The sequence below is a fragment of the Staphylococcus piscifermentans genome (assembly GCF_900186985.1).
Taxonomy (GTDB): domain Bacteria; phylum Bacillota; class Bacilli; order Staphylococcales; family Staphylococcaceae; genus Staphylococcus; species Staphylococcus piscifermentans.
Genome location: NZ_LT906447.1, coordinates 2368699 through 2384435, shown reverse-complemented (window position 1 = coordinate 2384435; position 15737 = coordinate 2368699). Strand labels below are relative to the sequence as shown.

General features: G+C 37.5%; 15 protein-coding genes. 9 read left to right on the top strand and 6 right to left on the bottom strand.

All coding sequences use genetic code 11. The annotated features are described in order from the left end of the window. Nucleotides 1-6: 6 nt before the first annotated feature. A complete protein-coding gene (folE2, locus tag CKV71_RS11185) occupies nucleotides 7-885 on the top strand; it encodes a GTP cyclohydrolase FolE2 (protein WP_095106805.1) in 879 nt (292 codons plus the stop codon). Between the two features lie 334 nt (nucleotides 886-1219). On the opposite strand, the gene CKV71_RS12440 is transcribed toward folE2, so the two are convergent. Next, complete coding sequence (locus CKV71_RS12440) at nucleotides 1220-1321, bottom strand: type I toxin-antitoxin system Fst family toxin (RefSeq protein WP_126557841.1); 102 nt, start codon at nucleotides 1319-1321, stop codon at nucleotides 1220-1222. A gap of 419 nt (nucleotides 1322-1740) precedes the next feature. On the opposite strand from CKV71_RS12440, the gene CKV71_RS11180 reads away from it, so the two are divergent. Continuing rightward, nucleotides 1741-3180: an MFS transporter gene (locus tag CKV71_RS11180; RefSeq protein WP_095106803.1), complete on the top strand. Its 1440-nt coding sequence runs from the start codon at nucleotides 1741-1743 to the stop codon at nucleotides 3178-3180. Nucleotides 3181-3996: 816 nt separating this feature from the next. On the opposite strand, the gene thiD is transcribed toward CKV71_RS11180, so the two are convergent. Then, on the bottom strand, nucleotides 3997-4827 hold the full coding sequence (gene thiD, locus CKV71_RS11170; RefSeq protein WP_095106801.1) for a bifunctional hydroxymethylpyrimidine kinase/phosphomethylpyrimidine kinase: 831 nt from the start codon (nucleotides 4825-4827) through the stop codon (nucleotides 3997-3999). Nucleotides 4828-5002: 175 nt separating this feature from the next. Between thiD and CKV71_RS11165 the strand changes: the two genes are divergently transcribed. The 5 genes from CKV71_RS11165 (at nucleotide 5003) to CKV71_RS11145 (ending at nucleotide 8900) form a co-directional block, all read left to right on the top strand. Beyond that, nucleotides 5003-5668 (top strand): uracil-DNA glycosylase, encoded by a 666-nt coding sequence (locus CKV71_RS11165; protein WP_095106800.1) that lies wholly within the window; start codon nucleotides 5003-5005, stop codon nucleotides 5666-5668. Further along, nucleotides 5661-6029: a DUF5327 family protein gene (locus CKV71_RS11160; RefSeq protein ID WP_095106798.1), complete on the top strand. Its 369-nt coding sequence runs from the start codon at nucleotides 5661-5663 to the stop codon at nucleotides 6027-6029. The genes CKV71_RS11165 and CKV71_RS11160 overlap by 8 nt, the downstream gene beginning before the upstream one ends. A 99-nt stretch (nucleotides 6030-6128) precedes the next feature. After that, nucleotides 6129-6497, top strand: coding sequence for a DUF423 domain-containing protein (locus tag CKV71_RS11155; protein ID WP_095107333.1), 369 nt, complete (start codon nucleotides 6129-6131; stop codon nucleotides 6495-6497). Between the two features lie 67 nt (nucleotides 6498-6564). Beyond that, nucleotides 6565-8097 carry an APC family permease gene (locus CKV71_RS11150; RefSeq protein WP_095106797.1) on the top strand — a complete coding sequence of 511 codons (1533 nt, stop codon included), beginning with the start codon at nucleotides 6565-6567 and terminating at the stop codon, nucleotides 8095-8097. Between the two features lie 176 nt (nucleotides 8098-8273). Then, nucleotides 8274-8900 carry a DedA family protein gene (locus CKV71_RS11145; protein ID WP_095106795.1) on the top strand — a complete coding sequence of 209 codons (627 nt, stop codon included), beginning with the start codon at nucleotides 8274-8276 and terminating at the stop codon, nucleotides 8898-8900. 629 nt (nucleotides 8901-9529) lie between these two features. Here the strand turns inward: CKV71_RS11145 and CKV71_RS11140 are convergent. From CKV71_RS11140 to hemQ, 4 genes are all read right to left on the bottom strand, one after another. Continuing rightward, nucleotides 9530-10318 carry a DUF2812 domain-containing protein gene (locus tag CKV71_RS11140; RefSeq protein WP_157738602.1) on the bottom strand — a complete coding sequence of 263 codons (789 nt, stop codon included), beginning with the start codon at nucleotides 10316-10318 and terminating at the stop codon, nucleotides 9530-9532. Between the two features lie 172 nt (nucleotides 10319-10490). Further along, entirely contained in the window at nucleotides 10491-10952 is a 462-nt protein-coding gene (locus CKV71_RS11135) for a threonine/serine exporter family protein (RefSeq protein WP_095106793.1), read from the bottom strand. A 13-nt stretch (nucleotides 10953-10965) separates the two neighbouring features. Next, nucleotides 10966-11748 carry a threonine/serine exporter family protein gene (locus CKV71_RS11130; protein WP_095106791.1) on the bottom strand — a complete coding sequence of 261 codons (783 nt, stop codon included), beginning with the start codon at nucleotides 11746-11748 and terminating at the stop codon, nucleotides 10966-10968. 868 nt (nucleotides 11749-12616) lie between these two features. Continuing rightward, a complete protein-coding gene (gene hemQ, locus CKV71_RS11125; protein ID WP_095106790.1) occupies nucleotides 12617-13366 on the bottom strand; it encodes a hydrogen peroxide-dependent heme synthase in 750 nt (249 codons plus the stop codon). 163 nt (nucleotides 13367-13529) lie between these two features. Between hemQ and pta the strand changes: the two genes are divergently transcribed. After that, nucleotides 13530-14519: a phosphate acetyltransferase gene (gene pta, locus CKV71_RS11120; protein WP_095106789.1), complete on the top strand. Its 990-nt coding sequence runs from the start codon at nucleotides 13530-13532 to the stop codon at nucleotides 14517-14519. Then, the gene (locus CKV71_RS11115) at nucleotides 14519-15358 is read left to right on the top strand and encodes a lipoate--protein ligase family protein (protein WP_095106788.1); all 840 of its coding nucleotides are present in this window, start codon (nucleotides 14519-14521) and stop codon (nucleotides 15356-15358) included. Before pta ends, CKV71_RS11115 begins: the two co-directional genes overlap by 1 nt. Nucleotides 15359-15737 lie beyond the last annotated feature (379 nt).

Genomic DNA, 15737 nt, shown 5'->3' with positions numbered 1-15737 from the left:
ACACAGATGAGTGAATTTGATTTAACAACACGTGAAGGTCGTTGGAAACACTTCGGTTCTGTTGATCCAATAGAAGGTACAAAGCCTACCGTTAAAGAAGAAATGACCGACTTACAAAGTACACATAAAGATTTTTTATTCGAAATAGAAGAGGTAGGAATTAAAAATTTAGTTTATCCAGTAGTGATAGATGATTATCAAACAGCAGGCACATTTGCCTTCTCCACAAGTCTGACTCGTGAAGAAAAAGGAATCAACATGAGCCGTATTTTAGAAAGTGTCGAGAAACATTATGACAATGGATTAGAACTGACATTTAATAATTTAGAAGCTGTTTTGCATACTTTAGAAAAACACATGAAGCAAAGTTCAGCAGGCGTAGATGTATCTGGCAAATGGTTCTTCAATCGTTATAGCCCAGTTACTAATATGAAAGCGGTAGGCAACGCCGACGTAACATATGGTTTAGCTGTAGCAGGCGATCAAGTGACACGTAAAGAATTGACAATTCAAGCCACAGTTACTACATTATGTCCATGTTCGAAAGAAATCAGTGAATATTCCGCACATAACCAACGCGGGGTCATTACTGTGAAGATGTACATCGATTCTTCAGCAACTTTGCCAACAGATTATAAAGAAATTATTTTAGACGCTATGGAAGCGAATGCCAGCTCTATTTTATATCCGATTTTAAAACGTCCAGATGAAAAAAGAGTAACAGAACGCGCTTACGAAAACCCGCGCTTTGTCGAAGATTTAATTCGTTTGATTGCGGCTGATTTAGTTGAATTAGATTGGACAGAAGGCTTTGATATTGAATGTCGCAATGAAGAGTCTATTCATCAACATGATGCATTCGCAAAATTAAAATATAGAAAATAAAGCTAAAATATCACACTCTTGGGAGAGAAGACGGAAGTAAGAGTTATTTTATGTCTCTCTGTCTCAAGAGTGTTTTTTTTCATTTATAAAATCATGGTTGACTAAGCTGAAATTATTTTTCAAGTTATAGCCGAGTATCTGTGATTATTGGTTGCATAATAAAGGGGTCTACTGCACATTAAATTTCTAAGGTTATCGATTGCATAATAAAGGAGTCTTCTGTATAATAAAGTTATAATATTTCAAACACACAAAATTATTTAACACACCAAACCCCACTCATTAGTGCGATAATGAATGGGGTTATTTCTATGTATCTACAGGTGTTGGTCAATTATTTGTTATTATGTTTGTCGCTTAACCAATGCGTGAACCATGCAATAATACAATCACTTATTGTAGAAAATAGTGTTGTAATTAGAGCATAAAGAAACATTTCAAACACAGCGCATCACCTCCTTTGCGAAGGATTGCGCTATATATAATAGCGACCTTATTATTATACTACTATCTAGAGTTTAAGTATATTATTTTTAATTATTATAAATTTTATAAAAAATGATGAACTTTACGCTCTTTTTTTAACTTTTTCTCAAAGAGGACGACAGAATATGTCATAGCTCTTATCAATCAATTTTCTATAAAAAAATTATTATTATCTTCAAAAAATTGTACACAATCTCCTCTTACACAAATTTTTATAATCACAACTTATTTGTAAATTTAACCACGAAAACTACAAAATCGTTAAAAATGTTAATTATTGTATTTTTGAAAAGTTGTTGTTTGATACTTTTGAATAGTGGTATATAATTACATATGTTTTATCACTAAACGTAGAGGAGATGAAAGTACATGCGTTTTGATAAAAACAAAATTAATCGCGTGGATGCCAGTGTGGCTAAGAGGAGTGTGGTCGCAACTGGGATTGGTAACGCTATGGAATGGTTCGACTTCGGTCTCTATTCTTATTTGGCTGTTATCATTAGTAAGAACTTCTTTTCAGATGTTCAAAATGATCAATTAAAATTAGTATTTACATTTGCAACGTTTGCAATTGCATTTTTATTACGCCCTGTCGGAGGCATCGTCTTCGGTATTATTGGGGATAAATTCGGACGGAAAATTGTATTGACCATCACGATTGTGATGATGGCTATTTCTACAGTACTGATCGGTTGTTTGCCAACCTATGGGCAAATAGGAGTATGGGCACCTATTCTATTATTAGTCGGTAGGGTCATCCAAGGATTTTCAACTGGAGGAGAGTATGCAGGAGCCATGGTGTATGTAGCTGAAACGGCACCTGATAACCGACGTAATTCATTAGGAAGCGGATTAGAAATCGGTACTTTATCGGGTTATATTGCCGCTTCCGTACTATGTGGTGTTTTATTCTTCTCATTATCAGATGCGCAAATGGCCGCTTGGGGTTGGAGAATTCCTTTCTTCTTCGGTCTGATTTTAGGTTTCGTCGGATTGTACTTGAGAACACATTTACAAGAAACGCCGATTTATGAGAACGAATTATCTAGCGGTAATGAACGTGACAAAATCAGTTTTTGGACAAGCATACGTTTCTATTACAAAGATATTATCGTTTGTTTCGTAATGGTCGTATTCTTTAATGTAACGAACTATATGGTAACCTCATATTTGCCGTCTTATTTAGAAGAAGTGATCGGCGTCAAAAATGGTATGGTAACCGTCTTGATAACTTGTATTATGGCGATTATGATTCCGCTAGCATTATTCTATGGTAAAACAGCAGATAAAATCGGTGATAAGAAAGTAATGTTATTTGGTTTAAGCGGTGTAATTCTCTTCAGTATTTTGGCATTCTGGTTGATTAACTTCAAGGCCATTTTGCCAGTCGCTATCGGAATTTTAATCTTAGGTATTTTCCTAGCGACTTACGAAGGAACAATGCCAGGCACGTTGCCGACAATTTTCTTCACACACATACGTTATCGTACATTAGCAATTACCTTTAATATTTCCGTTTCTATATTCGGTGGTACTACACCACTTATCGCCACTGCACTTGTGGCAAAAACAGGTAATCCATTAATGCCGGCGTTTTATCTTACAGCCATCAGTATCATTGGTTTCTTGGTTATACTCTTTATGCATACTAATACAGCCAGCAAGTCTTTAAAAGGATCATATCCGAACGTTGATACTGAGGCAGATTTTGAAAAAGCAGCCAATAACCCTAAAGAATCATTATGGTGGGTTCAAGAAAAGAAAAAACGTGAAAAAGATACAGGTATTGATATGAAAGGCATCAATTAATTAGAAAGATAGAGGCACGGGGAGTTTTCAATGATATGGACTCTCCGTGTTTTCTTTTGACCCAAAAAATAAATAAAGCACCGCTGTCAAACCTGAAGGGACAAATCAGGCAACGGGTGAGAGGGACAATCTCGCCCGTGACAGGGTGCTCTATTTTAGGGTGAGTCTGCAAGTTATATCAGGGGAAATACAACTTACGACCAAATTAAATTCAATGATTAGATTATTAATGCAATCGCATTTCATGTTTCGTTCAGGATATGAAATTTACGTCTATTTAGGAGGTTATACGCGATTTTGATGCATTATGGATTGAGAGGGAGCTCTGACATTTAGGGTGGGCAGAAAGGTGTAACGATTACCATTAGAAATCTGTATTTAGGATTGCCTCGGATTTACATTACAGTCGCTCCCTCTACACTCATTATTGTATTCAATTTCTCTTCTAAAAACATGAGTCCTGAGTATCAACTTTTACTCCGACTAATTACCGAGAAGGTAAAAGTTGCAATTTCTGAAAAAGTTGTTCGGATGAAAACTTGGAAAGTGGTTAATACTGTGAAATGTAGAACAATGGATAAAGGGAATAAAAGAGATTTGAACCTTTAATGAGTAGGGTGGCTCGGAAAACTGTATAGGCAAGGATGGCGAGCCTCGACAGTTAGAGGCGAAACTGTATAGGCGGCGAGTCCGAGCCTCAACAGTTTGCTCTCACCAAACGACCTCTAACCCTAAAACTACCAATATTTAACTCATCCCACACAAAAAAGCTGAGACATTCGACAATGCCTCAGCCTCTATTCCATTCACTCAAAATTATACTTCTTTAACATCCACGTCGATTTTTTCGATACGGTTATAGGCACCGTGATCCACAGGACCGACGAAGTCATTCATTTTCCAACCATGTTTAATCGCAGAAGCCACAAAGGCCTTCGCATTAACCACTGCATCTTTAGGAGATTGGCCATTTGCCAAATTAGCAGTTGTCGCAGCTGCGAACGTACAGCCCGCACCGTGATTATAACTTTGTTGGAACATATCAGTAGTTAATTGGTAGTATTTGTCGCCGTCATAGTACAAGTCATAAGATTTCTCTTGATCCAACGCTTTGCCACCTTTAATGACTACATTTTCAGCACCTTGATCATAAATGATTTTCGCTGCTTTTTTCATGTCATCAATCGATTTCAAAGTACCTAAACCAGACAATTGACCCGCTTCAAACAAGTTTGGTGTTGTAACAGTTGCTTTCGGTAATAAATATTTAATCATTGCATCTGTATTGCCAGGATTTAATACTTCATCTTCACCTTTGCAGACCATTACCGGGTCCACCACAAAATATTTCGCGCCAGATTCAGTAAACGCTTCACCTGCACGTTTAATAATTTCTTCAGAACCTAACATACCCGTTTTGACAGCATCCGGTCCGATAGAAATCGCCGTTTCCAATTGCTTGTTGAACAACTCAAACGGAAGCGGAGTCACATCATGCGACCAAGTCTTCGGATCCATCGTTACCACCGCCGCCAAAGCGACCATGCCGTACGTATCCAACTCTTGGAACGTTTTCAAATCTGCTTGCATACCAGCCCCTGCACTTGTATCAGAGCCAGCAATCGTTAAAACCTTTTTCAAAGCCATAAATCATACACTCCTTCACGAACTTCTTTACAACTATTTTATCACGTTTAAATCACAAGAAACATCTTCTTGCACCCAAACCCACCTTTCAGGAAAGAAAGCTTCAGAAAGCGGTGCACCCCTAAGAGTGCTCAAATCTTTATGTCCTATGTTATGATAACGATGAGGTGATTCCATGAACTGGTCAGAAGTGTTTCATGACATTACAAGTCGACACGATTTTAAAGCAATGCATGATTTTTTAGACAAAGAATATTCAACTAAAACGGTTTATCCAGATAAAGAAAATATATATCAAGCCTTCGATTTAACATCCTTCGACAAAGTGAAAGTCGTTATTATCGGTCAAGATCCTTATCATGGCCCGAAACAAGCTCATGGTTTAGCTTTTTCAGTGCAGCCAGAAGGAAAATTCCCGCCATCTTTACGCAACATGTATAAGGAATTAGAAGACGATATCGGATGCAGACGTACGGTATCGCATTTGCAAGACTGGGCCAGAGAAGGCGTCTTGCTCTTAAACACCGTTTTAACTGTACGTAAAGGCGAAGCGGCCTCACACCGTAATATTGGCTGGGAAGTTTTTACAGACGAGATTATCAAAGCGGTTTCTGAGTATCGTGACCATGTCGTTTTCATTTTATGGGGCAAACCTGCGCAACAAAAGGAAAGACTGATTGATACATCAAAACATGCAGTGATTAAATCTGTACATCCAAGTCCCTTATCAGCTTATCGCGGTTTCTTCGGCTCTAAGCCATATTCTAAAGCGAATGCATATTTAGAAAAAATCGGCGAAACACCGATCGATTGGTGCGGAGAGGAGGCGCAGCGTGGATAAAGATAAAATTATTGCGTTGATTGAGCAAGAACTCGTGCAGGCAGATGAGGCAGGCAGCGAAACGGATTTTCAAAAACACATGTATGCCATTCACACACTGACAGCGCTGTATACAGACAGTGCGCCAGCTTCTCAATATAAACAGAGCAGACCAATAGCACAGCAATATACATCTAACCAAACGGCAGGAGCCTCTATGTCGAGCACAACCAGTACTGCACAAACTAAGGTGTCAGCTGCAGAAATCGAAGCAATGGGCGGTAAAGTGAACACATCAAATACATCGACACCACCTGGCAATTCCAATAAAATGGTAACTGATGATGAACTTGGCAACGGAGATTCCATCTTTGATTTTTAGTTAATCACAGATTATAACGAAGTTGCAGTCAGCAAATAAACGCCACTCACAAATTTTATTATTTTTATAAAGGAGATTTTCAGAATGAATCTTAAATCAATGAAAACATTTCTAGCATTAGGTGCAGGAGCTGCAGCACTTTCAGTTGCAACAGGCGCATTCGGTGCCCACGCTTTAGAAGGCAAATTATCAGAACACTATATAGATGTTTGGCAAAAAGCCACACAATACGAAATGTACCACAGCTTAGGCTTAATCGGCATCGGTATCTTAAGTGGTACAACAAAAATGAATTTGAAAGCAGCAGGATGGATGATGTTCGGCGGAATTGTCATCTTCAGCGGCTCACTTTACGTATTATCATTAACACAAATCAAACCATTAGGCGCAATCACTCCAATCGGCGGTGTTCTCTTTATTGCGTCATGGGTGACTTTATTGGCACAAGCTTTAAAAATTAAAAAATAAACCGCAAAATACGTTCAAAAACTCGCCTCACAGGGTATAATGTATCGAATGAGGTGAGTTTTTTATTATGGGACAGACAAATAAAGAAAATATCCATAAAAAAGTAGATCGTGGAGATTTACAGCAAAACCTATCAGAGAAATTCGTGTGGGCCATTGCATATGGCTCATGTATCGGTTGGGGTTCCTTTATCCTGCCGGGTGACTGGATTAAACAATCCGGTTCCATTTCCGCAGCCATCGGAATTACCATCGGGGCATTACTGATGATTGTTATCGCCGTCAGTTACGGAGCGCTCGTCGAACACTTTCCAGTTTCCGGCGGTGCATTTGCATTCAGTTACTTAAGTTTCGGACGTTATGTCAGTTTCTTCTCATCATGGTTCCTGACATTCGGTTACATTTGCGTAGTGGCCTTGAACGCCACCGCCTTTAGTTTACTGTTGAAATTTATGTTGCCAGGCGTGCTAGAACACGGCAAGCTATATACTATTGCAGGATGGGATGTTTATTTAACTGAAATCATCATTGCTACTGTTTTATTACTCGTATTTATGTTGATTACCATTCGCGGTGCCCACGTATCAGGCAGCTTGCAGTATTATTTCTGCGTGGCTATGGTCATTGTCGTATTACTCATGTTCTTCGGTTCATTTTTCGGAAAGGACTTTGCGTTCAGCAACTTGCAGCCTTTAACAGCCGCACATGAAGGATGGTTTACATCTATTATCATGATTGTCGCTGTCGCACCATGGGCATACGTCGGATTCGACAATATTCCGCAAACAGCAGAAGAATTCAGCTTTTCACCTAACAAAACCTTTAAACTGATCGTTTACAGCTTACTTGCTGCAGCAGGTACATACATTTTGATGATCTTATACACTGCATGGCTAGGCAAAAGCGGTTCAAGCTTAAACGGTAATCTATGGGTGACAGGAGCAGTTACAAAATCAGCATTCGGTTACGTCGGACTTGCAGTACTTGCGATTGCAATTATCATGGGAATCTTTACAGGACTCAACGGTTTCCTAATGAGTGCCAGCAGACTCCTCTTCTCAATGGGGCGTTCAGGCATCATGCCGAAAGTCTTCAGCAAACTGCATCCCGTCTATAAAACACCATACGTCGCGATTATCTTCCTAGTCGCATTAACCTTAATCGCACCATGGCTAGGACGTACCGCACTGACATGGATTGTCGATATGTCCTCAACAGGCGTATCCGTAGCCTATCTCATCACATGCTTATCAGCAGCGAAACTATTCAGCTATAACAAGGCAAGCAACACCTACGCACCCATCTACAAGACCTTTGCCATTATCGGTTCAATCTTTGCAGCCATCTTCCTAGGACTACTACTTATTCCAGGATCACCCGCTGCACTATCCGTACCATCCTATATCGCCTTAGCCGGTTGGTTGATACTCGGACTCATCTTCTTTGTCGTCCGTTATCCTAAACTGAAGAACATTAACAAAGACGAACTCAGTCGCTTAATCCTAGACACCAGCCAAGCTAAAGTTGAATCCATGATAGACGAACCCGATTCAGAAAAAGAAAGCCCTGGAGAGCAGGGACCCACAAAAGAGAAAAACTAATTCATAAAAATACAGAAGCGATGAAAACGCGTCTTGGTTTTCATTGCTTCTTTTTTAACTGATAAAATACCTATAATGATATTACTTGCAATGGGTTATGAAATTATATACGTTATTAAAAACAAACAAAATCACACTTTGAATTTGTTTGTTTAAAATAACTTAGGAGGAACAATATGGAAAAAATGGTCGAGCAATTTATCGATCAATTTGGGTACCTCGGTGTTTTCTTATTAATTGCTTTAGAAAACATTTTTCCACCCATCCCATCAGAGTTGATTTTAACTTTCAGCGGCTTTTTAACCCTGCATTCTAAGATGCATGTCATTGGTGTAATTATTGCTGCAACTCTTGGTTCTGTATTTGGTGCCATCGTGCTGTACTTTATTGGACGCTTCTTATCTATAGAACGTTTGCAGAAATTAGCAAATGGCAAAACAGGCAAGATACTGCGTTTTAAAGCGGAAGATTTAGAGAAAGCTGATCACTGGTTTGATAATCACGGTAAGAAAATCGTCTTCTTTGCGCGCTTTATTCCAGTTATCAGAAGTCTGATTTCAATTCCAGCAGGTACAACTAATATGCCGCTCGCATCGTTTTTAATCTTAACTACACTTGGAACACTAATTTGGAATACAGTACTCGTCCTACTTGGTCAACAAGCTGGTGAAGCATGGCCGCAGATTTCTGCCGCATTCGATTCATTCTCAAGTATTGTACTTATTGTCTTAATTATTTTACTTATTATCGGTATTATATACTTTGTGAAACAACGATTCGGCAAATCTAAATCAGATGAGTAAACAATAGCCGTTATTTCCTTAATGCTTAAAAAGGAAGTAATGGCTATCATACTTGTGTAAAAGAACTTCTGTATATTATATTGTGTTTTATATTATAATTTAAATATGTAGGTTGGCTTTGTTATTTCAAATCTAAAAAGAGAGGCACTGTTTCTGTTGAAGAAATGGGTAGGTGGCAACATGAACATCAAGAAGTTAGTCGTTTTAGTTATAATTGTTGGCGTTATACTTTTAGTGAATTATAAGTTAGATATCATTGATCCTGTCACATTTTTAAGTGGTGTATCTATTGTAATTATAGCTAGCTTATTTAGGAAACCTTTTAAATCGAAAGACAAATAATATAAATACGCATACTTCTGGTTCGTGAAAGTATGCGTATTTATATTGTAACCTTAGTTTCGCTGGTTCATGTGGTTAGTTTGAATTAGATTCAGAACAATAAAAGATAAGAAACCATATTCTAATAAATCAATACAGTTACTTTTATCTAAAAGTATAGGGCTATGTGATAAGTAATCGGTAATCATCAAATAAGATCCGCACAATAAAATGATGAGTAGTGTTGTAAAAATATCGAATGGGTTGCTTTCCAATTCATGGCATCACTTCCTTTATTTGTCAGTTATCTAGAAATGCATATAAACAGGGAACAAATCAAATTGAGAATAGATATAAATATCTTTTTCAGGAATATTTAATTTTTTGCTTATATCTTCTAAAATAACTTCCTTAGGTTCTTTGCTAAACAAATTATAATAATACTTATCGTCTTTTTCTGTTTGGTAACGCCAAGCACCAAGATATTTCAAATGACTGACGTCAGGTTTTTGACCCGTACCTTTAATAGAAACAGAATAGCTGAGATAGAGTTCATCTTCCGGTTTAGGACAATGCTTTCTGATACGACGATTGATTAAAATGTTGATAATCAATAATACTACAAAGATACCTATCATAATTTCTATGGGTATCACAAGTGTAGACGATGGTTTGCCAAGTGCAGTAAAGTAAGCCCACAACGCTACACAAATCAACATAGTGAGAACTGCTAAACTAAAAATAATACGTTTGAAAAAACTGAGATATTCATGTTCTGCAACTTTTGTATCTGCTAAATTATAAAGTGGATTATCTTTTTCTTCTAAGTAGCTGTAAAGTACTGTGTATTTAGAGTAATTCAGCTGTTTCGCAAAAACGGACAGAAATGGACTGTTTTCTTGATGGGTGTCTGCTTCTTTCAAATCCTCCGTCTTAGCAAAGGTCACTTGCAGTTGAGTATCTTTAACGGCTGGATTTTTCTCGAAAGTATAAATGCCGTTTTTAATATTCGTCAGCATATAACCTTCTTTTTGCTGTGCTTCTAAATAACGAATTTCCGAAGGGCTGCCTTTAAAATGAAATTTGAGTTTTTGCATGATGTCATTGCCTTCTTTCATTTTATGATCAATAATATTATCTCTTGATTATATTTTAAATATTCTGAATAATAACTGCAATCCTTTTCGCAAAAATATTATAAAAAAGAACAGTAAAGAAACTCAAAATGTTCACGTTCCTCACTGTTCATTCAAAATTGATTGATTTTTTTTATTTAAGAGACTGCTTTTTCAGCAAAGTGCTTTTTCCACTAACCACCAAGCGGGCAATTTGATCTGCGAATAACAAACCGGCCGCAATCGCACCGGCAATCAAAGTGACTTCTAACATTGTTTTCACTGCGTTGCCGAATTGCAGAATAACCAGACTCTTTGTAGTATCAAATGCAAGTCCTCCAGGAACAAGCGGTATAATACCAGGTACCATAAAGATGATCACAGGTTCCTTTTTAATACGGGCCATAATATGACTTAAGAGACCTAAGGCTAAACTGCCGAAGAAGGAAGCATAGATGGTATGTAATTCTAGGCCGCGGAATAAGACGATATAAACCATCCAACCACAAGCACCTACTAGGCCCGCCCACATATACATCCGTTTAGGCGCATCGAAAATAATACAGAAGAAGAGAGAAGCGATACAACTGAAAATAAAGTTTAATAACCAAAACATAAGCATTCTCCTTCTAAAAAATTAATAACATCGTGCCGACGCCTGCTCCGATGCCGAACGAAGTCACGAGTGCTTCTAAAGATTTCGTCGTAAACATCATCATATGCCCGCCGAACAAATCTTGAATCGCATTAGTAATCAACACTCCTGGTACAATCGGCATAACTGCAGCAATAATAATGGCAGATAAAGAACCATCAGGAATCATCGTATGTCCGAAAATAGCAATCGCTCCAATAACCGCCGAACCTAGAAATTCAGGAATAAACAAGGTCTTCAAATTAGCACGATACAACGATTCAACCACCAAATAACCTAAACTGCCCGCAAATATAGTGGCCAAAATATCCACAAAATTACCCGTCTGCAAATACAAGAAACTAACGGAAATAATAGCCGCCGCAATCCCTTTATAAATTAAATCATGCGTTTGTTGCGCTTTATAAATCCGCTTCAACCTCTCATAAGCTTCCTCAAGCGTCATCTGCCCAGCACTTAACTTTCGCGACACAGAATTCGTTTGAGAAATCTTAATCAAATTCGTATCTCGCGACTCAATCCGATACATTCGCGGTGTTGTCTGATTATCAAGCAGAAAGTTGATCACCGTATTCGTCACAAAACTATTACTCTCACGATACCCCAACGTTTCAGCCATCCGGTTCATCGTACCTTCCACCCGTGTACCTTCAGCACCCGATTCCAGCAAAATACGGCCCGCTAACATAATCGCATCCTTAGCCAACTTTTCCTCAGGCGTATCTTCAATATAACTATTTCTATTATCCAAAATCATCTCATCACTCATTTAATAACTATTATTTATAAATATATAATTTCCGACTTTTGTGAAAATTATAGGAGTTATTACGATTATGTCTTAAAAACTACAGATACTCAAGGAATTATTTTGTAATATTCCTGTAAAACTTTTGAAAAGAAAGATTTAAAAAGGGGCGAAAATGAAAATATTTTTCTTATCTTAAAAAGAATGATTCAAAGGAAAAAGTCTATTCTAATAACTTAGTAAATTAAGAATATAAATTAAAAATAATAGAGTGGTAGTTATGTGAAGCCTTTATAAAGCTATTTGTTTAATTATCTCTATGACTAGATTGCGTATATTTATAATTTCAGAAAATAGAAAATTTATTAGAATTAAATGTATTGAGAAATAATGTTTTAATCATTATGTTATGTTTCAAATATTTCAAAACGGTTAAAGTTAAAGTGGTTGGCTGTTGAAGCTTGTTAACTGGGTAGCGACGGTTGGCATCGTTTCACAGTTAACCAGCTAACAAGTAGTGGCAAAGTTCTCCAAGGACACTACACAAGGGATGAGCGACACTGTATTTACAAGCCATACATGTGTGCGCTTGAAAGGCAGATACTGCCGGCATTGAGAGTGAGAGATGCCTTTGGTCAGTGCCACTATTATTTGAGCTGTGTTAGACAGGCAGCGTGCATGTGGTACATAGGTGTCGCTCACTTCTTAACGTTGTGCAGTCATCTGTCTTTATTTTTCATAGAAACAATATATTTAAATAGATAATAATGAAAAAGGAACTTGCTTCTAGAGAGTAGGCAAGTTCCTTTCGTGTTCATACATAGTAAATTCTCATATTAAAAAGGACATCTCTGCTCGAGATGTCCTGACTCATATCTTATAATCTAAAGAATGTTTCTAATGTTTCTTCTGGTAGGATGTGACCTACGAAGAAGCTGCCGAAATCGCCATAACGCGCTGTTGTTTCATCAAAGCGCATTTCATATACGATTTTCTTGAATTGTAATGGGTCTTGCGCGAATAATGTCACGCCCCATTCGTAATCATCAAAGCCGACTGATCCTGTAATAAATTGTTTGATTTTACCAGCATATTTACGACCAATCATACCGTGGTCATACATCAATTTCTTACGTTCTTCCATTGATAACATATACCAGTTGTATGTTTCATTACGACGTTTATTCATAGGATAGAAACAAATATAGTCTGAATGTGGTAATTCAGGATATAAACGTGCTTTTACATGCGGATTTTCATATGGGTCTTCATCTGATTTGCCAGCCAAGTAGTTGCTGAGTTCGATGATAGAAACATATGAATAAGTAGGAACTAAATAATCCGCAATACGTAATTTATTAAGTGCGAGCTCGATTGAGTTCAATTCTTGCATTTCAGGGCGTAGCACCCATAAAAGAATGTCTGCTTTTTGACCTGTAATATTATAAAGTGCGTGGTCACCATTATGGTCATCACGTACTGATGCTAATTTGTCCAAGAAGTCATGGAATTCTTGAACGATTTGAATACGGTCTTCATCAGGTACAAGACGCAATGTAGGCCAATCTACTGCATAGAATAAATGGAGGCTATACCATCCATCTAAAGTTTCTGCTGCTTGACTCATTTAAATCGCTCCTTTTACTATCTGTTATTTCACTAAAAATTCTATCATAAAGCGTGATTGAAATCATAGATATTGATTATGTTTTACTGCGTGAAATGTTGCTGCAAATGGCGTATAATTAAGGATGGTAAAAAATAAAACTCGTAAATTTGAGGAGGACATTATGCCTAGTTTATTAAATGTATTACAAGACAAACTTTCAGGAAAAAACGTTAAAATCGTGTTGCCGGAAGGTGAAGATGAACGTGTATTGACAGCAGCAGTAAAATTACATTCAACTGATTATGTAACGCCTATTGTTTTAGGTAACGCTGACAAAGTTCAAGCACTTGCTGAAGCAAAAGGTTTAGATATTTCTGGTATTGAAATTATTACACCGGAAACAAGTGATTTGAAACCAGAACTTGTTGAAGCTTTTGTTGAACGTCGTAAAGGCAAAGCTACAAAAGAACAAGCGGAAGATATGTTGAACAATGTAAATTACTTCGGAACAATGCTTGTGTATACAGGCAAAGCGGACGGACTTGTAAGCGGTGCAGCACATTCAACTGGAGACACTGTACGTCCAGCATTGCAAATTATTAAAACTAAACCAGGTGTATCTAAAACATCAGGTGTCTTCTTTATGATTAAAGGTGACGAGCAATATGTATTCGGCGATTGTGCTATCAACCCTACTTTAGAAGCGGCAGACTTAGCAGAAATTGCAGTAGAAAGTGCGAAAACAGCTAAAAGTTTCGGTATGGATCCGCGTGTTGCTTTATTAAGCTTCTCAACTAAAGGTTCAGCGAAATCTGATGATGTAGAAAAAGTAGAATCAGCTACTAAACAAGCACAAGAAAAAGCGGAAGAAGAAGGTTTGACTGATGTCGTTATTGACGGAGAATTCCAATTTGATGCGGCTATCGTTCCTAAAGTAGCAGCGAAAAAAGCACCCGATGCAAAAATCAAAGGTGACGCTAACGTATTTATCTTCCCAAGCTTAGAAGCGGGTAATATCGGCTATAAAATCGCACAACGTTTAGGCGGATATGAAGCTATCGGACCAGTATTGCAAGGTTTGAATTCACCAGTAAACGACTTATCACGCGGTTGCTCTACTGAAGATGTCTATAATTTATCAATCATCACTGCAGCACAAACTTTACAATAATGGATTTAGTGCAAAAATATTTTAATGACTCAGATTGGCGCTACATCGATCATTCAACAGGTTTAGCGCCGATGCAGTCATTCGCGTTTGATGATACCTTTTCAGAAAGTACGGGCAAGGATTTGTCATGCAGTGTGATTCGTACTTGGATTCACCAGCACACCGTTATATTAGGGACGCATGATGCACGTTTGCCGCATTTAAGTGATGGAATTCGTTATTTGGTCGATGAATGTGGTTACAATGTGATTGTGCGCAATTCTGGCGGTTTAGGTGTTGTACTAGATCAAGGTATTTTAAATATCTCTTTAATTTTCAAAGGGAAGACTGAGGTTTCTATCGATGAAGCTTTCAATTTGATGTATGAACTCATCTGTAAAATGTTTGAAGATGAGCACGTTCAAATTGATACTAAAGAAATCGAACGTTCGTACTGTCCAGGAAAGTTTGATTTAAGTATAAACGATAAAAAATTTGCCGGTATTTCACAAAGACGTGTACGCGGCGGGATTGCAGTCCAAATTTATTTATGTGTTGAAGGCTCCGGAACTGAAAGAGCTGAAATGATGCGTCATTTCTATCAACGTGCACTGCAAGACGAAGAAACGAAATTCAAGTATCCAGATATTGACCCATTTTGTATGGCGTCATTAGAAGAGTTGCTCGGACATCCGCTCACTGTCAATGAGGTAATGTTCAAATTGCTTTATGCGCTCAAAGCGTTAGGGGCTACTTTGAATATGGATCCAGTTACTGATGAAGAATGGATGCGTTTTGAAAAATATTTCGATCGCATGATAGAACGCAACGCGAAAATTAATGCAAAAATGGATGATTAAAATAGGGAGATGTGAATAGCTGCAACGCTGGCACATCTCTTATTTGTGCGTATCGATAGAAAATAATCGTAGAGTTTTATGACAAATTTATGTCTAAATCATTTAAATCATTTGTAGTTTTAGGTAAAATAAGAGAGAAGTTTATTAGCAGGTCTTAATTTTTACATCTTAAGTACGATAGAATTGAGTAAAAGTTAAGTTATAATAAGACGGTATTTAAACATTTTCCGAAAAATTATAGTAATATTTAAGCGAAATGTTTAAAATAAATAGAGTATATAAAGACAATAAGTATATGAGAAGAATGCTTTAATTAAGAATCCAACTAGTCATTGATAAGTATAGAAAGAAAGTGGCTGGCTGTTTTGGCATGCACACA